General features: G+C 75.7%; 24 protein-coding genes and 1 pseudogene. 8 read left to right on the forward strand and 17 right to left on the reverse strand.

Annotation, left to right across the window (positions count from 1 at the left end):
• Nucleotides 1–162, forward strand: a pseudogene (locus ACFXOZ_RS34805) (IS630 family transposase); the annotation flags it as partial.
• A 73-nt stretch (nt 163–235) separates the two neighbouring features.
• On the opposite strand, the gene ACFXOZ_RS34810 reads toward ACFXOZ_RS34805, so the two are convergent.
• Nucleotides 236–1201: a CAP domain-containing protein gene (locus tag ACFXOZ_RS34810; RefSeq protein WP_380593893.1), complete on the reverse strand. Its 966-nt coding sequence runs from the start codon at nt 1199–1201 to the stop codon at nt 236–238.
• Between the two features lie 316 nt (nt 1202–1517).
• Here ACFXOZ_RS34810 and ACFXOZ_RS34815 point away from each other — a divergent pair, with 316 nt between their 5' ends.
• Complete coding sequence (locus ACFXOZ_RS34815; protein WP_380593944.1) at nt 1518–2249, forward strand: alpha/beta hydrolase; 732 nt, start codon at nt 1518–1520, stop codon at nt 2247–2249.
• 66 nt (nt 2250–2315) lie between these two features.
• Here ACFXOZ_RS34815 and ACFXOZ_RS34820 read toward each other — a convergent pair whose 3' ends face one another.
• The 8 genes from ACFXOZ_RS34820 to ACFXOZ_RS34855 all read right to left on the reverse strand — a co-directional run bounded on the left by ACFXOZ_RS34820 (nt 2316) and on the right by ACFXOZ_RS34855 (nt 7881).
• On the reverse strand, nt 2316–2924 hold the full coding sequence (locus ACFXOZ_RS34820; RefSeq protein WP_380593895.1) for an EF-Tu/IF-2/RF-3 family GTPase: 609 nt from the start codon (nt 2922–2924) through the stop codon (nt 2316–2318).
• Between the two features lie 193 nt (nt 2925–3117).
• The gene (locus ACFXOZ_RS34825) at nt 3118–4074 is read right to left on the reverse strand and encodes an SDR family NAD(P)-dependent oxidoreductase (protein WP_380593897.1); all 957 of its coding nucleotides are present in this window, start codon (nt 4072–4074) and stop codon (nt 3118–3120) included.
• Nucleotides 4075–4217: 143 nt separating this feature from the next.
• Complete coding sequence (locus ACFXOZ_RS34830) at nt 4218–4643, reverse strand: VOC family protein (RefSeq protein ID WP_380526946.1); 426 nt, start codon at nt 4641–4643, stop codon at nt 4218–4220.
• A 32-nt stretch (nt 4644–4675) separates the two neighbouring features.
• Nucleotides 4676–5167, reverse strand: coding sequence for a hypothetical protein (locus ACFXOZ_RS34835; RefSeq protein ID WP_380526948.1), 492 nt, complete (start codon nt 5165–5167; stop codon nt 4676–4678).
• An 83-nt stretch (nt 5168–5250) separates the two neighbouring features.
• Complete coding sequence (locus ACFXOZ_RS34840) at nt 5251–6174, reverse strand: NAD(P)H-binding protein (protein ID WP_380593899.1); 924 nt, start codon at nt 6172–6174, stop codon at nt 5251–5253.
• 136 nt (nt 6175–6310) lie between these two features.
• Nucleotides 6311–6592 (reverse strand): hypothetical protein, encoded by a 282-nt coding sequence (locus tag ACFXOZ_RS34845; protein ID WP_380593901.1) that lies wholly within the window; start codon nt 6590–6592, stop codon nt 6311–6313.
• A gap of 138 nt (nt 6593–6730) precedes the next feature.
• The gene (locus ACFXOZ_RS34850) at nt 6731–7159 is read right to left on the reverse strand and encodes a nuclear transport factor 2 family protein (RefSeq protein ID WP_380593903.1); all 429 of its coding nucleotides are present in this window, start codon (nt 7157–7159) and stop codon (nt 6731–6733) included.
• Nucleotides 7156–7881, reverse strand: coding sequence for a class I SAM-dependent methyltransferase (locus tag ACFXOZ_RS34855; RefSeq protein WP_380593905.1), 726 nt, complete (start codon nt 7879–7881; stop codon nt 7156–7158). The genes ACFXOZ_RS34850 and ACFXOZ_RS34855 overlap by 4 nt, the downstream gene beginning before the upstream one ends.
• A gap of 99 nt (nt 7882–7980) precedes the next feature.
• Between ACFXOZ_RS34855 and ACFXOZ_RS34860 the strand changes: the two genes are divergently transcribed.
• Both ACFXOZ_RS34860 and ACFXOZ_RS34865 read left to right on the forward strand, forming a co-directional pair.
• Nucleotides 7981–9003 (forward strand): LD-carboxypeptidase, encoded by a 1023-nt coding sequence (locus ACFXOZ_RS34860; protein WP_380593906.1) that lies wholly within the window; start codon nt 7981–7983, stop codon nt 9001–9003.
• Nucleotides 9004–9113: 110 nt separating this feature from the next.
• Nucleotides 9114–9395 (forward strand): hypothetical protein, encoded by a 282-nt coding sequence (locus ACFXOZ_RS34865; RefSeq protein WP_380593908.1) that lies wholly within the window; start codon nt 9114–9116, stop codon nt 9393–9395.
• Between the two features lie 16 nt (nt 9396–9411).
• Here the strand turns inward: ACFXOZ_RS34865 and ACFXOZ_RS34870 are convergent, their stop codons facing one another.
• From ACFXOZ_RS34870 to ACFXOZ_RS34885, 4 genes are all read right to left on the reverse strand, one after another.
• Nucleotides 9412–9738 (reverse strand): hypothetical protein, encoded by a 327-nt coding sequence (locus ACFXOZ_RS34870; protein WP_380593910.1) that lies wholly within the window; start codon nt 9736–9738, stop codon nt 9412–9414.
• Entirely contained in the window at nt 9735–10742 is a 1008-nt protein-coding gene (locus ACFXOZ_RS34875) for a protein kinase (RefSeq protein ID WP_380593912.1), read from the reverse strand. The genes ACFXOZ_RS34870 and ACFXOZ_RS34875 overlap by 4 nt, the downstream gene beginning before the upstream one ends.
• Before the next feature lie 42 nt (nt 10743–10784).
• On the reverse strand, nt 10785–11252 hold the full coding sequence (locus tag ACFXOZ_RS34880) for a hypothetical protein (RefSeq protein ID WP_380526965.1): 468 nt from the start codon (nt 11250–11252) through the stop codon (nt 10785–10787).
• 201 nt (nt 11253–11453) lie between these two features.
• A complete protein-coding gene (locus ACFXOZ_RS34885; protein WP_380593914.1) occupies nt 11454–11885 on the reverse strand; it encodes a hypothetical protein in 432 nt (143 codons plus the stop codon).
• A gap of 104 nt (nt 11886–11989) precedes the next feature.
• On the opposite strand from ACFXOZ_RS34885, the gene ACFXOZ_RS34890 reads away from it, so the two are divergent.
• On the forward strand, nt 11990–13072 hold the full coding sequence (locus ACFXOZ_RS34890; RefSeq protein WP_380593916.1) for a hypothetical protein: 1083 nt from the start codon (nt 11990–11992) through the stop codon (nt 13070–13072).
• A gap of 48 nt (nt 13073–13120) precedes the next feature.
• On the opposite strand, the gene ACFXOZ_RS34895 is transcribed toward ACFXOZ_RS34890, so the two are convergent.
• Together ACFXOZ_RS34895 and ACFXOZ_RS34900 are read right to left on the reverse strand one after the other, a co-directional pair.
• A complete protein-coding gene (locus ACFXOZ_RS34895; protein ID WP_380593918.1) occupies nt 13121–13981 on the reverse strand; it encodes an oxidoreductase in 861 nt (286 codons plus the stop codon).
• Complete coding sequence (locus ACFXOZ_RS34900) at nt 13968–14873, reverse strand: helix-turn-helix domain-containing protein (RefSeq protein WP_380593920.1); 906 nt, start codon at nt 14871–14873, stop codon at nt 13968–13970. The genes ACFXOZ_RS34895 and ACFXOZ_RS34900 overlap by 14 nt, the downstream gene beginning before the upstream one ends.
• Nucleotides 14874–15009: 136 nt before the next feature.
• Between ACFXOZ_RS34900 and ACFXOZ_RS34905 the strand changes: the two genes are divergently transcribed.
• Both ACFXOZ_RS34905 and ACFXOZ_RS34910 read left to right on the forward strand, forming a co-directional pair.
• Complete coding sequence (locus ACFXOZ_RS34905; RefSeq protein ID WP_380593922.1) at nt 15010–15762, forward strand: DUF6193 family natural product biosynthesis protein; 753 nt, start codon at nt 15010–15012, stop codon at nt 15760–15762.
• Between the two features lie 28 nt (nt 15763–15790).
• Nucleotides 15791–16537 carry a DUF6193 family natural product biosynthesis protein gene (locus ACFXOZ_RS34910; RefSeq protein WP_380593924.1) on the forward strand — a complete coding sequence of 249 codons (747 nt, stop codon included), beginning with the start codon at nt 15791–15793 and terminating at the stop codon, nt 16535–16537.
• A 47-nt stretch (nt 16538–16584) separates the two neighbouring features.
• On the opposite strand, the gene ACFXOZ_RS34915 is transcribed toward ACFXOZ_RS34910, so the two are convergent.
• Complete coding sequence (locus ACFXOZ_RS34915) at nt 16585–17058, reverse strand: MarR family transcriptional regulator (protein ID WP_380593926.1); 474 nt, start codon at nt 17056–17058, stop codon at nt 16585–16587.
• The gene (locus tag ACFXOZ_RS34920; RefSeq protein ID WP_380593928.1) at nt 17055–17543 is read right to left on the reverse strand and encodes a MarR family winged helix-turn-helix transcriptional regulator; all 489 of its coding nucleotides are present in this window, start codon (nt 17541–17543) and stop codon (nt 17055–17057) included. Before ACFXOZ_RS34920 ends, ACFXOZ_RS34915 begins: the two co-directional genes overlap by 4 nt.
• Before the next feature lie 91 nt (nt 17544–17634).
• Here ACFXOZ_RS34920 and ACFXOZ_RS34925 point away from each other — a divergent pair.
• Nucleotides 17635–18220: SixA phosphatase family protein (locus ACFXOZ_RS34925; RefSeq protein WP_380593930.1), on the forward strand; the 586-nt coding region annotated here is incomplete at its 3' end.

Here is an 18220-nt window from a genome sequence, read left to right on the forward strand (position 1 = left end):
CGCGGCGTCCACCGCTCCGTCCAGGCCCTCGAACGCGACATCCGCGCCTGGGTCGCCGACTGGAACACCGACCCCCGGCCCTACGTCTGGACCAAGACCGCTGACCAGATCCTCGAATCCCTCGCTGGATACATCCGACGGATCAAGGACTCAGGACACTAGGCCCGGCACTCCGCCGCCGCACCGGGCTTTCCCGTGGACGCCGGCCCGCGCCGGCGTCCACGGGGTGCCGGTGTCAGCGGGTGCTGAAATCGGCGTTCCAGGAGGCCGCGTTCGTACGCGCCAGGCCGACCTCGTTGTAGTTGCCGATCATGATGCCCAGGTGGTCGGGGGAGTTGATCCAGCCGTCGACGGCCGCGTCGATGTTCGTGGGCCCCCAGAAGGCGATCTCGCCGAAGCCGCGCCCGGTGTAGCCCAGGCCCGAGGCTATGCGGCCCGAGTCGCAGAAGTGCCCGGAGACCCGGCGCTGGTCCATCTGGTCGGCGTTGCACTTGGCGGCCTGGGCGAGCGTGGCGTTGAACCGCACCGGCGCCTTGCCGTACTGGGCGCGCAGGGCGTTCAGCCGGTCCAGGAAGCGCTGCTGGTCGGAGGTGACCGGGCCGCCGCCGTTGCCCGGGTTGGTGCCGGTGCCGCCGGAGGCGACCAGGTCGAAGCGCTGGGACATGCTGCCGTCGCAGCCCTCGACGGTGACCTCCCGGTCCAGGCCGTGGTACGTCAGGCAGCCGTTGCCCTGGGCGTTGCGCAGGTAGGTGCCGCCCTCGGCGGCGGACTCCAGGGTCCACTGCTGGTTGGCGCCCGCCCACCAGTGGATGAACTGGGTGGTGCGGTTGTCGCGGGTGTCCATCTCCAGCACGCGCTCGGTGCCGTTGACGTTGCGGGCGAAGTCGACCCGGTCGCCGGGCTTGTTGGAGATCCAGAACGAGGTGGAGGCGTCCTGGTAGCCGCGGGCGACGATCCGCGAGCCCTCGCCGTCGGAGCCGGCCAGCGAGTGGTGGTTCTGGTGGTCCTGGATCGTGACCATCTGCTCGACCACGCCCGCGGTCGCGGCGGTGCCGGCGGTCGCGGCGTGCGCGGGCGCCGCCAGCAGGGTGGCACCGCTCGCGGACAGCGCGGAGACGGCGAACGCCAGGGCCGCCAGGCGGGTGCGGCGGCGCGCGCCCGGGGCCGGACGGCTGGTGGGGGTGGACGACGGGTGGGACACGGGGATCTCCTACGCTCGGCGGACCGCCGGCCGGCGGGCGGGCGGGGCGTAGGACAGGACAACAGCGCCGGGTAGACAACCGATCAACGGGCGTGGTCCGAAACCGTTTGGCGCCGGGCGGCGGGCGCTGCTACCTTTCCGGCAGGCCGTGCGAGAGAACGAGGAGGTGGTACCCGTGAACACGATGACATGGGTGCTCTCCTCCGGGGTCACGGTCGGGCGATAGGTCGTCGCCCGGGAGCGCCGTTCAGCAGCTCTCCCGAAAGGCACGACCGTGCACTTCACCCCCTCCGCCCCTCCCGCCCCCTCCGCCTCCCTGGCCTTCACCGCCGAACGGCGCCACGCCGACGGCGTCCTGGAGCGCGAGTTCCTCCTCGGCGACACCCCCGGCACCCTGTGGACGACCGGCACCGAGCCGGCCCCGCTGATCCTGATGGCCCACAACAACGGCCTGCCCCGGCGCGAGCCCCGCCTCGTCGCCCGGGCCCGCTACACCGCCGCCCAGGGCTACGCGGCGGCCGCCATCGACGCCCCCGGCTGCGGCGACCGCCCCCGCACGGAGGCCGCCGAGCAGGCCCGCGCCGACCTGCGCGGCGCCATGCGGGCCGGCGAGCCGCGCGAGGTGGTCGACGGGATCCTCGAAGCCCTCGTCGGCCCCCTCGTCGAGGCCGCCGTCCCCGAGTGGCGGGCCGCCCTGGACGCCCTCCTGACCCTGCCCGAGGTCGCCACCGGCCCGGTCGGCTACTCGGGCTGGACGGCGCTGGGCATCCGCCTGGCCGCCACCGACGCGCGCATCGGCGCCGCCGGCCTGTTCGCCGGCGGCTACGTGCCCCGGGCCGTGCGCGAACAGGCCCGGCAGGTCACCGTCCCGCTGCTGTTCCTGCTCCAGTGGGACGACGAGGGCAACCCCCGCCAGCGCGCCCTCGACCTGTTCGACGCCTTCGCCGCCACCGAGAAGACCCTGCACGCCAACCTCGGCGGGCACACCGGCACCCCCGCCTTCGAGCTGGAGGACACGAGCCGCTTCTACGACCGCCACCTGAGGTGACACCGGCCCCGGTGAGCCGGGCCGGCCGGGGGATCCCCTCCCGCGGCCGGCCCGGCCCGCGGGGTGTTACCCGAGGGCCCGCGTGACCACGCCGGAGCCCAGCGTGCTCCAGGCCTTGCGCAGCAGGAACGGCGTCCCCGCCTCCAGCGCGACCGCGGTCGTCAACGTCGCCGTCAGGCTCACGCTCGCACCGGGCTCGACGGCCTCGGTGCCCTCCGGCAGTTCCACCGACCCGGCGATGTCGAGGCCGCGCACGTGGAACACCGGCCAGTCGTCGCGGGAGACCGCCTTGTGCCGCCCGCTCACCTCGGCGGGCGACAGCTCGACGTCGGCCTCGAAGGTGGTGCACGCGCTGATGCTGCCCGGCTCGGCGAGCACCTGGCCACGGCCCACCTGCTCACTGGTCACACCGCTCAGCAGCAGGCCCACCGACTCACCCGCCCGCGCCTGCTCCTGCGCGCCCCGCGTGCCGGTCCGGTCGATCTCGACGCAGGCCACCGTCCGGTTCGCGCCGACCCCGACGACCTCCGCCTTGCCGCCCGGCGTGATCGTGCCGCGCTGGACGCGGCCGGTGACCACGCACCCCCGCCCGGGGACCTGGAAGGTGTCGTCGATCCCCATCAGGAACGGTCCCGCCGTGTCCTCGGCCCGACCCGAGTCATCCGTCTCCTCCACCCGCACGAACTCCCTCCATCACCTGCTGCTCGGTTGCCGCACGCACCGGCGACGACCTGCGGGAGTGCCGCGCTCCTGCGAAGCACGGCCCTCCCTCCGTGGTCGGCCGCCCGGTCCGCTGCCGGCCCAGGCCGCCGATCCTGCCGGACCGGGGCCGGGCCCCACCCCGCACAACCCCACGGCGTCGGGGAGTTCACCCGATCGGGAACACCGGCTCGCAGCCCGCCAGTTCGCAGCTGGCCTCCCACAGCCAGGCCGCGGTGGCCTTGTCGGCCAGGTGCTCCCACAGCGGCTCCGGCCTCGGCTCGCCGCGCAGCCCGAACACCCGCGGGCTCCACAGCACCGGGCCGCCGTGAACTCCCGCGTCCAGCACGGCCCGTACCGCCGGCCAGGCGGCGGCGTCCTTGCCCTGGACGACCAGGCCCAGCGGCAGGCGGCTCAGCCGCTCGCCGGCGGTGCGCCCGTGCAGCGGCGGGCGGGCGGGGGTGAGGGCGTCGAGCGCGCCGCCCGGGTGCGTCAGGACGCTCAGCGTGGCGCTCCCGGCGGCGCGCAGGCGGCGGTCGAGCTCGACGGCGAACAGCATCTGGGCCAGCTTGGAGCGGGCGTAGGCGCGCTTGGGCCGGTAGTCGCGGGCGCTCTGGAGGTCGGCGAGGTCCAGGCGTTCGGACTTGGCGGCGAAGCTGCCGGTGGTGACGATCCGGCTGCCCGGGGTGGCCAGCAGCAGCGGGGCCAGGCGGGCGGTGAGCGCGAAGTGGCCCAGGTGGTTGGTGGCGAACATCAGCTCGTGGCCGCTCCCGGCGGTGCGGCGCGGCGGGTCGTCGAGGGCGATGCCCGCGTTGAGGACGACCGCGTCCAGGCGCTCCGGTCGCAGCGCCCCGGCGGACGCCTCGATCGAGGCCGGGTCGGCCAGGTCCAGCGGCAGGTGGCGCAGCCTCGCGCCGGGCACCCGCGCGCCGATCGCGGCGATCGCCGCCGCGGCCTTGGCGCGGTCGCGGCTGCCCAGGACGACACCCGCCCCGGTGGCGGCCAGCTGCTCGGCGACGAAGTAGCCGATGCCGGCGTTGGCGCCGGTGACCAGGAACACCTTCCCCTCGGCGCGGGGCAGCCGGTGGACGTCCCACGGCGGGCTCTGGAGTGCGGAGTTGGGCACGGGTGCTCCCTGGGTGTGCTGTGCGCGGTCGCCGGGGCGCGTCGATCACGCCCCGGCCCCAGGTTCGCGCGGGCCGCTCACACCTCACCGGCAGAGCGCTGTCCCCGCTGTCGGACGGCCGTCGCCACCACGTACGGGGGTGCTCAGTCGACGCAGAACTCGTTGCCCTCGACGTCCAGCATCGGGATGCACGAGTCCTGGCCGTCGTACAGCACCTGCACCAGCGTGGCGCCCAGGGCCTCCAGCCGGGCGGCCTCGGCCTTGAGCACGGCCAGGCGCTCCTCGCCGACCAGCCCGGTGCCCACCCGCACGTCCAGGTGCACCCGGTTCTTGACGGCCTTGCCCTCCGGCACGCGCTGGAAGTACAGCCGCGGACCCGCCCCCGAGGGGTCGGTGCACGCCGACCAGGAACCCCGCTCCTGCGCCGGCTGGGAGGCCTCGTACGCGTCCCAGGAGGCGAACCCCTTCGGCGCTGCCATGACGTACCCCAGCACCTCGCACCAGAAGCGGGCGACGCGCGCGGGCTCCGCGCAGTCGAAGGTCACCTGGAACTGCTTGATCGCTGACATCCGGGCACCGTAGCAGGGGACGCAGAGGCGCTTCACGGATTATCGGCCGTCACGGTCCAGTCCGCGGACGGGCCGGTGCCCCCGGGCCGGGCGCCCAGGCCGCCCTCGCGGGTCTCCGTCAGGTAGAGGTCGTTGTCGTTGAGGTCCGACTCCGAGCGGACCCGGGACCGGCCGCCGTCCGCCACGCTCCACGCCGCCTCGGTCGCGCGGCACTGGCCGTAGCGGATGCCCCAGTTGTCACCGATCGCCACACACCCCCAGGCGCCCTTCTGCGGGTCGAGCGCCGCCACGTTCACCGCAGCTCCCACCGCCCGCAGCTCCCACCGCTGCCCGGGCGCCGCCGCGTCGCACGGCTCCAGCCGCACCTGGGTGGTGCCCGGGACGTGGTGCAGACAGGTGCCGGTCCGGGCGTTGCGCAGGCTGTACGTCACCGGCCGCTCCGCCGCGCGGGCGGCGGCGGGGGACAGGAGCAGGACGGCGGCGAGGACGGCTGCGGCCGCCGCGCGCCGGGGGCGAACGGGCATGGGGTGGCTCTCCGTTGAGATGTGGTGCAGCGCTCAACGACCGACGCACGGTCGGGAAACGAACCATCCCGGGCCCGAGGAGCTCACGAACCCAGCGGACCCTGGGCCTGCTGGGCCTCCCGTGCCTCCCGTGCCTCCCGGGTGAACGCGGCGGTGTGGTCGGCGGCCCACCGGCCGAACGTGCGCGGCGCCCTCCCGAGGACGTCGGCGACCGTGGAGGTGACGTGGGCGGGCCGGCCGAGCGCGGCGTTCCACGCGGCGAGCAGCATCTCGACGGCCGGCGCGGGCACGTCCTTCGACAGGCTCCGGAACTCCTGCGGCGTCATCTCCTCGAAGGCGATCCGGCGCCCCAGGGCGTCGCCGATGGCGCCCACCTGCGCGGCCTGGGTCAGCGACTCGGGGCCGGTGAGGACGTAGTCGCCCCCGGCGTGCCCGTCCTGATGGAGCGTGCGCGCCGCGACGGCCGCCACGTCGCGGTCGTCCACGGGCGCGGTCTCGGCGGCGCCGTAGGGCCAGCGGACCACCTCGCCCGCCCGGATCGCCGGGGCCCACCAGGCCAGCGCGTTCGAGGCGAGCATCCCGGGCCGGACGACCGTCGACTCGACCCCGGTGGCCGCGAGGAGGCGTTCGAGGTCGGCGTGCATCGCCGCCACGGGATTGGGCTGCTGGAAGAAGGGGTGCGGCGTCCGGTGCGGGGAGGTGAGCAGGACGACCCGCCGCACGCGCGCCGCCAGCCGCGCGAGGACCGCCCCGGCGGTGCCGGGCGGGGCGGTCCACAGGAGGAAGACCGCCCCGGCGCCGTCCAGCGCCGGGTCCAGCGACTCGGGCACGGTGAGGTCACCGGCGAAGACCTCGACCCCGGCCGGCAGGTCCGCCGCCGCCTCGGCGCGACGGGCGAGGGCGCGCACCGGCACGCCCGCGTCGAGGAGGTGGTCGACGACGAGGCGCCCGAGGCGGCCGGTGGCTCCGGTGACGAGGACGGGGGGAAGGCCTGGCTGCGGGTTCATACCGCCATGAAAACATTACTGAGTTAAGAAGGCAACCCGGTTAAAGAATGCTGGGAGTCGCGTGCCGCCCAGGCGCGGAGCGGCGCGGAAAGTCGGCCCGTCCGACGTTCCGCGCCGCGCCCGTCCCGGGGGCGGGCTACTCCTGGGCGGCCTTGCGGCAGGCGGTGGCCGCGACGACGGCGGGGACGTAGTCGTCCCGCAGGAGGTGGTAGCAGCCCTGGAAGGCCTCCTTGCCGCCGGCCGCGCCGACCGAGCAGGCGTCCTCCACGAGCTGGGTGTCCGCGTCGGGCTTGTTCTCCAGGACGTAGTAGAAGCACCCCTGCGGGGTAGCGCTCGCGACCGGGGCGAGGGCGACCGCGCCGCCCAGGGCGAGGGCGAGGGTGCAACCGGCGGCGGCGACTCGTCGGACCAGCTTCATGGCAGGCAAAGCCTTTCGGTGGGTGCGGAGTTGACGGCCGGCGGCGGGCATCCATCGCCCGCGAACCCCCGGCCCCGCCCATACCTACCGGACGCCCCGCCCCGCCCGGCCCGGCGCCGCGCCGACACCCGACCAAGATCACCCCGAAGGGGTGCCCCGCAGTACCTCGGCCGGGTCGGTGCGGGCGTGCATGGCGACCACCCGGCCGTCGTGGACGGTGAACACGTCGGCGACGGTGAGGTCCAGCGCGTCGCCGTCCGTCAGCGTGCCGTGCACGTGGTGGACGATCACGACGTCCGCGCCGCGCCGGTACGCGGTCGGCTCCGAGTGCAGCTCGGACCACATCGCGTACGAGGCGCTCAGGTACGCGTGCACGGCGTCCCGGCCCGTGTGCGCGCCCCCGTCGGGCAGTTCCTCGGGCTCCACCCGCGCCACGTCCGGGTGCAGGTCGGCGACGGCGGCGTCGATGTCGCCCCGGGCGTAGGCGGCGTAGGCGGCCAGGACGAGGGCGACGTCGGGGTCGGCGGGGTTGGCGGGATGCGCGCGGTGTGCGGGGGAGGGGGTCACGGGCGGCGGGCCACGAACACCAGCTCCCGCCCCGGCCGGTCCGGCGCCCCGCGCACCTCCTCCAGCACGAAGCCCGCCCCGGCCAGGTCCTCCTCCACCTCGGCCCGCTCCCGGAAGCGCAGCGTCGAGTCCGAGGTCAGCACCTGCCCGTCCGCGCCGAACACGTACGTCGAGCGGAACGACACCAACGGCCATTCCACCCCGATCAGTTCGATCCAGTGCTCCACCGGCCCGACCCCGGCGACCGCCGTCACCCGGCGGGAGTGCTCCCGGGTCCACTCCTCCCAGGCCCGGGCCGCCGGATCCCGGGTCTCGAACACCAGGCGCCCGCCCGGGCGCAGCGCCCCCAAGGCCCCCCGCAGGGTGCGCCGCCAGGCGGGCGGGTCGGCGATCGCCTGGGCGACGTTGGCCGTCATCGTCGCCAAGTCGACATCCAGCGGCGGGAGTTCACCCGCGTCCCCGTGGATCCAGCGCACCCGCCCGGCCCCCGGCTTCGCCCGGGCCACCTCGACGGAGGCCGCCGCCGGATCCACCCCGACCACCTCGATCCCGCGTCCGGCCAGCAGCAGCGCGAACACCCCGGTACCGCAGCCGAGGTCCAGCACCCGGCGCGCGCCGAACTCCTCCACCATCCCCACGTAGGCGTCCAGGTCGCCGCGGTCGGGGTCCAGCGGGTCGTAGACCGCGGCGAGCCGCGGATGCGCGTAGCACTCGTCAGCCATGCCGACCACCTTACGGTCCGTCCCCGAACCCCCGAACTCCCGCCCGCCGACGGCGGAAACCCGGGTGACCCGGCCGGTCGCGGCGGCGACACTGGCGCCATGACCGCTTCCGCCGCCCCCCGACTGCTGCGCCCGCGCGCCCTGGCGCCCGGGGACCTCGTCGTCATCGCCGCGCTGTCCGGTCCGCTGCCGGCCGCCCACGAGCCCAACGTCGAGCGGACGGCGGCGGTGCTGGAGCGGATGGGATTCCGCGTGCGCCGAGCCCCGCTGCTCGCGGCGGGCCGCCGCCACTGGTGGAGCGCGGCCGCGCCGGCCGAGATCGCCGCGGAGCTCAACGCCCTGCTGCGCGACCCCGAGGTGCGCGCGATCGTCGCCGGCGACGGCGGGCAGACGGTACTCGGCTACCTCGACCTGATCGACGTCGAGGCGATCACCGCCGACCCCAAGCCGATCCTCGGCTACAGCGACATTTCGCTGCTGCACCTGGTGCTCCACGCGCGCACGGGCCTGGTCGGCTTCCACGCCGACATGGCCGTCCCCGGCTTCGGCGGGAGCTGGCCGTACGCGCCCGCGGCACGGCAGGCGCAACTGGAGGGGCTCTACGCCGGGTTGCTGACCGGCACCGGGGCGATCGGTGCGCTGCCCGCCGGCGAGTCGTGGGAGTGCTGGCGCCCCGGTCGCGCGGAGGGCCCGCTGATCGGCGGGGTGATCAACCGCATCGTGCTGGCGCAGGCGACGCCCTTCGCGCTGCCGCTGGAGCGCTTCGACGGCGCCGTGCTGTTCTGGGAGGAGATGGGCGGCCTGGCCTCCCACGTGTGGAGCTACCTCCAAGTACTGCGGCACAGCGGCGTCCTGGACCGGATCGCGGGCATGGTCGTGGGCGTTCCGCGCGAGATCGGCGGACTGGAGCCCGGCGCGTCCCCCACCCTGCGCGAGATCGTCCTCGACGTCCTGGGCGGGCGTGACATCCCGGTCCTGGGCAACGTCGACTTCGGGCACGCCGGCCCCAACCTGCCGATGCCGGTGGGCATCCGCGCCGGCCTCGACGCGCGGCGGCGCACCTTGGCGCTGCTCGAACCGGCCGTAGGCCCGCGGCAGCCGCTCCCGGCGGCGCTCAACTAGCCCTGTTCCGTCGCCGGTTCGGGCGATTGCCGTATCCGCCCCGGCGCCGGGAGGATCCTCCTCAGAAGCACCGCTTCGTGGCGGTGTGCCCGAAACGAGAGGATCGCCCCATGCGCCGCCGGTTCTTCGCCCTCGTCCTGCTCGCCTCCGCCGGGATGCTCGCCCTCGCCGTCCCCGCCCAGGCCGCCACCGGCCTCCTGCTGGTCAACGGCGTGCCCCACGAGAACCCGCAGCGCGGCTGCTACCCGGCCACCTCGCCGGTGCACGTGGCGAACCGCACGAACACCACGGTCCTGGTGCACTCCGCCGCGAACTGCCGGGGCCCGGTGACGGCCCAGGTGGAGCCGGGGCAGTCCGCCGAGGCCCTCGGGGCCAGCTACTTCGTCGAGTAGACCGGCCGACGGGTGCTCAGGATCCGGACGAGCTGCTGGAGGAGGAATCGTCGATGACGACGATCTCCTCGGAGCTGGAGGAACTGCTGGAGGAGGAGTGGTCGATGATGACGACGTCGTCGGAGCTGGAGGAGGTGTGCTCGCTGACGGCGTCCCGCTTCGGGCCGGTGCGCCCGTCGCCCTGTCCGAGGACTGGCCCGCCGTTCACGCCCGTCGTGCTCCCCGGCCCGGGCCCGGGCCGCGCGCCCGTCCCCGTCGTGGTGGCCGCCGCGGCGGGGGCGGCGGGGGTGAGGAGCAGCGCGGCGGTGGCGAGGAGGAAGGTGCGGCGGGCGGGCCGGTTCATGGGTGCTCTCCGGTACGGGTGGTGAGGGTGGTGAGGGTCAGGGCGTGGCGCAGGCGGGCGGTGAAGTGGCCGGTGGTGGGGTGGCGGGCGTCGGGGTCGGGGTCGAGGGCCTGCCGGAGGGTTTCCGGGAGGTCGGGCCAGAGGGCGGCGGGCCAGCCGGTGAGGGGCTGGACGGGGTGGGTGAGCCGGTGCTCCCGGGTGCGGGCCCGGTCGCCGGTGGCCGGCTGGTGGGGGCGTTGCCTAAGGACGCGGTGGAGGATCGCGGCCGCGCTGTACTGGTCGGCGGCCGGGGTGGGCACGGGGCGTGGGCGGGGTGCGAGGCATTCGGGTGCGGCGTAGGCGGTGGTGGTGCAGCGGTTCAGCGCGGCGGCGGCGGGGTCGCCGTCGCGTGCGCAGCTGTCGAGGTCGATGAGGGTGAGGGTGCGGCCGTGGCCGAGGACGATGTTGCCGGGGCTGAGGTCGGCGTGGACGACGCCGTGGCGGTGGAGGCCTTCGACGGCGTGGCCCAGGGCCAGGGCGAGGTGGGTGAACAGCTCGGCGCTGTCGGGGGACCAGGCGGCCATGGAGCGGTCGAGGTGGGGCAGCAGTTGGTGCAGTGTCAGCCCGCGCTGCCAGGTGGAGGCGAGGTAGTGCAGGTCGTGGTGGACGCCTTCGCCGGCGAGGTCGGCGGTGTCCTGGTGCGTGGCGGCGGCCCGCAGGCCGTGGGCCTCGTTGCGGGCGCGGGCGAGCACGTCGGCCGCGGCGTCGCGGCAGGTGGTCTTGAGCGCGACGTGCCCGCCGTCGGGGGCCGTGGCCAGGAAGACGTTCTGGCACTCCCGGCGGCGCAGCAGCCGCAACGGCTCGTACCCGGCGACGTCCCCGCCCAGCAGCCGCTCGCCGTCGCGGCCGTGCGGGCAGCGCGTTTCGGGCCGGCGCGGTGGCGGCGGGCACGCTCCGGGCGCCGGCCGTTGCCCGGTGGCCGCCGCGGGCGCGACGGCGGCGGCCTGCGGGGCGGGCGGTGGCATCACGTCCTCGCGGGCGCACGGGCGGGGTCGGACACGGGCCGGTCAGACACGGCTGACGGTGAAGGGGATGCGCTTGGTGACGTCCTGGACGCGGACCTCGCCGCTGATCCGCGTGACGCGGGTGCCGCCGCCCGCGCAGACGACGCTGTCGCCGATCGCGTGACCGGCGTAGGAGACGAAGCGGATCTGGCCGCGGCCGCTGGTGTCGACCTTGATCTCGAAGGAGCCGATGGCGTACCGGGAGTCGCTGGGGCCGGTGGCGATCTCGGTCTTGAAGGTGTTGGCGCCGGCGACGACCGGTGTGACGGTCATGGCGCGGTCGTTGCCGTTGGCGGAGGCGGCCCCGGTGAACGGTGCGTCGAGCCCGGCCAGGCCGACGTAGTCGCCGATGGAGCCCCCGCAGGTGTCGACGGTGGCGGCGCCCGCCGCCGGTGCGGCGGACAGCGCGTTGGTCAGGGCGGCGGTCAGGGCGAACGCGGCGGCGGCTGCCGACCGGTGTCCTCTTCGCATGGCAGGGTGTCCCTTCCGGTGGACGGATCCCCGTCAGTATGCGAATCGCCGGGCCGCGTCGCGGGGGACACCTTCGCGCGGGCCGCCAGGATCACCGCAGCGGCGTAGTGCGAGCGGCCGGGCCGGCTGCGGAGGCGGCCGCGGGTGCGCCGACTGCGCTGCCGGGTACGGGTGTTCGAGGTGGGGGGCGGCCTCGGGCGCTCAGGGCCACGGCCGCAGGTCGTCGCAGAAGGTGGTGGCGGTGCCCGCGAGGCGCCAGCGGCGGCTGTGCCGGGAGTGGGTCCAGGTCTCGGGCGCGGTGCGGGTGGCGTCGATCCAGGCGGCGAGTTCGGGCAGGGCGCCGTGCCGCAACGCGAGCCGGGCGGTGGGGCGTTCGGCGGCCGGCAGCGGGGAGACGCCGACCCGTACGGTCGACCACCAGGCCGGGTGGAAGCCGCCCGTGCCGTAGTTGGAGCGCACCGGCGGGATCCACTCCGCGTGCAGCAGGGTCCCGTCCTCCCAGGGGCGGCTGTCGAAGTCCAGGCGGACGGTGTCCGCCCGCTCGGCGCCGAGCACGCCGAGCGCGTCGCGGACGTCCGTGGCGGTGAGCGGCCACGACAGCCCGCTGGGCAGACGGCGGTTACGGGAGGGCACGCCCCGAGGATGGCACGCGCCCGGGCCGGGGCGCACGCGAGTTCGCGCTGATCGGGGCGAGGGCGATGATCAACGGTGGCCGGCGGCCGCCTAGGGTCACGTGCATGTCCAGGACCACACCGCCGCGCCCGCTCGACGTCGAGGCGCTCTTCCCGGAGCTGACGGCCCACCGGGGCACCACCACCCGCCTCCACCCGCGCCCGGGGCGGCCCGACGCGACGGTCAGCTCCGTGGGCGGCCCGCTGCTGTGGCCCTCGGACGAACCCTGGCCGGTGTGCACCGACCCCCACAACCACCGGCGCGGCCACCGGCCGGCCGACGTCCACGAGCGGCGCCGGATCCTGGACGCCGCCTGGCGCCGGGACCCGGCCACCGGCCCCACCGACGAGGAGCGGCAGCTGCTCAAGGAACTCGAACGGCGCCACCGCGTCGAGGAAGGGGGCACCGCGGCCGACCCGCTGCCCCTGATCGGCCTCGCCCAGCTCTACCGGGCGCAGATCCCCGACCTGCCCGCCGGGCCGGACGGCTGCGACCTGCTCCAGGTGTTCTGGTGCCCCTTCGACGCCCACGGCCCCGGCCGCACCGGCATGCTGCTGGACCTGCGCTGGCGCCGCTCCTGGGAGGTCGCCGACGTGCTGACCGACCCGCCGCGCCCGCAGGTCGTCGGCTACGAGGGGTACCTGCCCGAGCCGTGCGTGCTGCACCCCGAGCAGGTGGCCGCCTACCCGTTCGCCGGCCTCCTCCCGGAGGACCTGGGCGCCCGCATCCACGCCTGGGAGGAGGCGCTGGAGGAGGAGGCCGCCGAGCAGGCGGCGGACGCGGACGCGGACGGGGACGGGGACGGGGACGGGTGCGGCGACGGCGAGGGCGACGGGGAGGAGCCGGTGGGCTACCAGTACGACCTGTCCATCCCGCCGGGCTGGCGGGCCGGCGGCTTCGCCTCCTGGCACGTCACCGACCCGGCCCCGATGGACTGCCCGGCCTGCGCGGCGCCGATGCACCTGCTGCTGACCGTCGACAGTTCGGAGTGGGACGGCGGCACCGGCAGCTGGAAGCCGCTGGAGGAGGAGCGGGACCCGCGCTCCTCCAGCACCCCGACCGGGGTCACCGTGGGCCGCTGGGGCGAGCTCAACGTCTTCGCCTGCCCCGCCGACCCCGCCCACCCGCACCGCTGGAGCGTCCAGTAGGGCCGGCCGGGACCGCCCGCAGGCGCCCGGCGGCGCTCGGCGAGGCCGTCAGGTCGCGGCCCGCTCCGGGGGGAAGTCGGCGCCGAGAGTGACCTCCCGCCAGTCGTCGAAGCCGGCCCTGAGGGAGTCGAGCTTGGCGGTGGCGATGTCGTACGCGGCCTTGCCCAGGAGCAGGCGCAGCGGCGGCTGTCCGGCCGTGACGGCCTCGATGACGGCCCGGGCGGCGCGGGCCGGGTCCCCGGGCTGGTGGCCGTAGGTGGCCAGGGTGCCGGCGCGTCGTGCGCCCGCCGTGGGCGCGTAGTCCTCGATGGCGGTGGCGGACTGGCGCATCGAGGGGCCGGACCAGTCGGTGCGGAACGCGGCGGGCTCGACGATCGTCACCTTGACGCCCAGCGGGGCGAGTTCGGCGGCGAGCGCCTCGGAGAGGCCCTCCACGGCGAACTTGGTCGCGTGGTAGTACCCGGTGGCGCCGAAGCCGACCAGGCCGCCGAGCGAGGAGATGTTGACGATGTGGCCCGCGCGCCGGGCGCGCATGCCCGGCAGAACGGCCTTGGTGGTGTCGACCAGACCGAAGACATTGGTGTCGAACAGGGCGCGGGCCTCCTCGTCCTCGCCCTCCTCGACGGCGGCGAGGTAGCCGTAACCGGCGTTGTTGACCAGGACGTCGATCCCTCCGAAGGCGGTCTGCGCCCGGGCGACCGCCGTCGCGATCTGCCCGGAGTCGGTGACGTCCAGGGGCAGGGCGAGGGCGCGTTCGCCGTGCCCGCGGACCAGGTCGGCGACCTTGCGGGGGTCCCGGGCGGTGACCACGGCCCGCCATCCGCGCTCCAGTACGGCGGCGGCCAGGGCCCGGCCCAGGCCGGAGGAGCAGCCGGTGATGAACCAGACCGGCACGTCAGGGGAGGTCATACGGGAGGTGCCCTTCGCTCGAAGCGTGTTGCGTGGTGTCGTGTGCGGTGTCGGATGGGATGTCGGGTGGGGCGTCGCGGGGACCGGCGCCGGTGGAGCCGGCGAGCAGGGCCAGCGACTGCTCGGCGGCGCTGCCGGGTTCGGCGCGGTAGACGACGAGGTGCTGGCCGGGGGCGCTGTTGACGGAGAAGGTCTCGAAGCCCAGGGTGAGGTCCCCGACCAGCGGATGGCGGAAGCGCTTCGTCGAGGCCGTCTTGGCCCGTACCTCGTGGCGCGCCCACATGCGGGCGAAGTCGGCGCTGCGCACGGACAGTTCACCGACCAGCTCCCGCAGCCGCCGGTCGTCCGGGGTGGGATCGGCGGCTCGCAGCGCCGCCACGCACCCCTGCGCGACGACGGGCCAGTCCCGGTAGAAGTCCCGGGCGTTCGGGTTGAGGAACATCGCCGTGATCAGACCGGTGTCGCCGCCGAGCCAGGAGAACAGTGCCTCGCCCAGGGAGTTGACGGCCAGCAGGTCGAGGTAGCGGCCGTAGACCAGGGCCGGTGTGTCCGCCCAGGCGTCCAGCAGGGCCACCAGCTGCGGGCCCGCGTACTCCCGGGCGGGCTCGGGGCGTCCGGGGTGCGGCGGGTCGACCAGGGCGCGCAGGTAGGCGGCTTCCTCGCCCTTCAACAGCAGGGCGGCTGCCAGGGCCCGCCGGACCTGGGGCGAGGGATTGCTCTCGCGTCCCTGTTCCAGCCGCACGTAGTAGTCGGTGCTCACCCCGGCGAGGACCGCGATCTCCTCGCGCCGCAGACCGGGAGTACGGCGCGCCCCCGCGGGCATCCCGTGGTCCTCGGGACGCACCAGTGCGCGCCGGGCCCGCAGGAACTCGCTGAGCCGGTTCGTGTGCATGGCCACCACCGTAGGGGGACGCGCCACAAAGAAGGTGGCCCTGGCACACCCACCCGCTCGGCCGGCCGCTCGGCCGGCCGTACGGGCGGCCGTACGGGCGGCCGTACGGGCGGGCCGTTCTGGCACAATCGACCGCATGTCCGAACAACCCCACGACGCCCTGAGCGAGTTGACGGCACTGCACCCGGCGGTGGCGGCGGCCGGTTCGGTGTGCGAGGCCCTGCGGGCGGCGGCCGAGCGGGCGGGGCACGTCCTCGCCGTCGAACCGGCCGCGGCGCAGGGCCTGGGCCCGCTGGGCGCGACGGTGCGCGCCGAGGGGCGGACCGCGTACGCCACGCCGCTGCGCGGCGGCGAGGGCGAGGGGGAACACGAGGGCGGTGGCGGCGGGGGCCGGGTGCTCGCGGTGGACTGCTGGGACTACCGGGCCTGCGCGGCCACCGGCAGCACCCGGGACCCGGCCGAGGCCGCCGACGTGCTGCGCGCCTGGGTCCAGGGCGCCGGGGTGGACGAACTCACCGCCCGGTGGCCGTTCCTGCGCACCCGCGACCTCGCCGCGGCCGACCTGCGCGGCGAACGGGAGGCCGTCGCCCGGCGCTGGCGGGGCCGGCTGCAGGGCCCCGCCCGCGGGATGGCCGGCGAATGGCGCAGGCTCGCCGTGGCCGCCCACGCCGAGCCCAGGCTGCGGGTGCTCTCGCCCGGGCGGGCCATGTACTGGTTCACCCTCAGCCGCCGCGCCACCCCGCCGGTCAGCCAGGACCTGCCGCAGACCAGGCCGCTGGGCCGCGGCCGCTACGAGGTGACCCACGCCGACGGGCGGGTGCGGACGGTGGAGGGCGCGGCGGCGGCCGTCACGGTGATCCTGGAGGGCCTGCCCGGCGACCTGCGGTGACCGGCCGGACGGTGGCACACTCGACCGCATGTCCGAACAACCTCCCGAGCACACCGACCCCTTGGGCGCGTACGCGGCGCTCTACCCCGAGGTGGCGGCGGCCGGCTCGGTGCGCGACGCCCTCCAGGCGGCGGCCGACCGGGCGGGCCTGGAGCTGGCCGTCGAGCTGACCTCCTCGCCGGGCTGGCGTCACGTGGCCGCGAAGGCCGAGACCGAGACCGGGGCTGAGGCCGACGGCCGCTCGGCGACCGTCATCATCCCGCGCGGCGAGGAACGGGTCTTCCTGGTCGACTGCTGGCTCGGCGGCATCCACATGGCCACGGGCGGGGCCCTGGAGCTGGCCGACGTCGCCGCGGTGTTCCACGCCTGGGTGCGGGGGAGCGGGGTGCGTGAACTCACCGCCCGGTGGCCCTTCCTGCGCACCTGGGACCTCGCCGAGGCCCACGAGCGGGGCGAGGCCGAGGCCGTCGCCGCGCGGTGGCGGATGATGCAGCGCGGCCCCCTGCCCCACCGCGACGCCGAACTCCTGGACCTGATCCGGGCCGCCCACGCCGAGCCCCGGCTGCGGGCCCTGTCACCGGGGCAGTCGATGTGGTGGTTCACCCTCAGCCGCCGGGCCGCGCACCCCGGCGTCGGCGAGTTCCCGCGGACCAGGTCGCTGGGCCGGGCCCGCTTCGAGCTGACGTTCCCCGACCGCAGCGTGCGGGTGGTGGAGGGCGCGGAGGCCGCCGTCGCCGTGATCCTGGAGCACCTGCCCCCGGACCTCACCCCCTGACCCCCTGACCCCATGACCCCATGACCCCCTGACCCGCCGCCCGCCGTTCACCCGGCCCGGCGGGCCAGTTCGGCGTTCGCGCGCTCGGTGATCAGGGCCAGCGCCCGGCCCGCGGCGGCCAGGTCCGCGTCCGGGATGCCCGCGTACAGGCGGGCCGAGATCCCTGCCGTCTCGGCCCCGGCGCGCTCGTACAACTCGCGCCCGGCCGTGGTGAGTTCGAGCCTGCCGTCGGGGCGCTCGGCCAGCAGGGCGGCCGCCGTCAGCTCGCCGACGACGGCGCGCACCGCCGCCTCCGGGGCCTTGAGCGAGCCCGCGACCTCGGCGACGAGCTCGCCGGCCCCGACCGACCCGCCCGCGGCGGTGACGGCACGCAGCGTCACGCTCTGCTCGAAGGTGGCGCCGTGGCGGGCCAGGACGCCCTCCAGGAGGGCGCGGGCGGCGTAGTGGGCGAGGGCGATGGAGCGGGGGTTGAGCGCGGGGGCGGCCGCGGTGGTGGTCGCGGTCGCGGTGGTGGTGGTCATGGCCGGTGCTGATCCTCGTCGTCGTCGGTGTGCGGGTCCAGCGGTACGTCGAGCAGGGCGGTCAGCTCGCGGGTGAACTCCCGGGCACGCGGGCTGTGTCGGCCGCCGAGGGGTTCCAGCAGCCGCTCCAGCAGGCCCTGGACCACGGCGACCGCCCGGCCGGTGACCTCGCGGCCCTGTTCGGTGAGCGAGAGCTGCATCGCGCGCGGGTCCTTCGGGTCCCGGGTGCGCTCGACCAGTCCGGCGGCCTCCAGGGCGCGGGCGAGCTTGGAGACATAGAGGGCCTCCAGGCCGGTGCGGTCGGCGAGTTGGCGCTGGCTGGGGCGCTGCCCGGTGCGGGCCAGGCCGTACAGCGAGCCCAGCAGCGCGTACTGGGCGTGGGTCAGGCCCAGCGGCGCGAGGGCCCGGTCGACGGCGACCCGCCACTTCATGGACAGGCGCCAGACCAGGAATCCGGCGGTGGCGCTCTCGGCTGCTTCGCTCATGACGGATACCGTACATGGCTACTATGTCCATGGCTACTGTTTTCCCGGCCGGGGAGAATGAAGCCGAACGCCACAGCGGAGGAGCGGCCCCGTGCCCGAGCAGCAGCAGGAGCGGCAGCACCGGATCGTCCTGGTGCGTCACGCCAAGTCCGCCTGGCCCGACGGCGTCGACGACCACGAACGCCCCCTCGCCCCGCGGGGCCTACGGGCCGCCCCGCTCGCCGGGCGACGGCTCGCCGGCCACGGCTGGACGCCCGACCTCGCGCTCGTCTCGACCGCCGAACGCGCCCTCCGCACCTGGCAGTTGATGGCCGCCGAGCTCCCCGCCCCACCCGAGGCCGTCCGGGACGGGCGCCTCTACGGCCTCGACACCGGCGAGCAGCTGATCGCCCTCCTCGCCGCCCTTCCCGACCCGGTCGCCACCGTCCTGGTGCTCGGGCACAACCCCGTCCTCCACGAGGCGGCCGACGCCCTGGCCGGTGAGGCCGACGACCCGGCGCAGGCGGCCCGGCTGCGCGAGCGCTTCCCGACCGCCGCCGTCGCCGTGCTCGCTTTCACCGGCCCCTGGCAGCGCCTGCGGCCCGGCACCGCGCGGCTGGTCGACCACTGGACGCCCAAGGGCGGCCGAGGGCGGCCGGGGCGGCAGTCGCGAAGGCCCGCACCGGTACGGGCCTTCG

Origin of the sequence: Kitasatospora sp. NPDC059160 (assembly GCF_042755465.1) — a bacterium.
In the GTDB taxonomy this organism is placed as follows: domain Bacteria; phylum Actinomycetota; class Actinomycetes; order Streptomycetales; family Streptomycetaceae; genus Kitasatospora.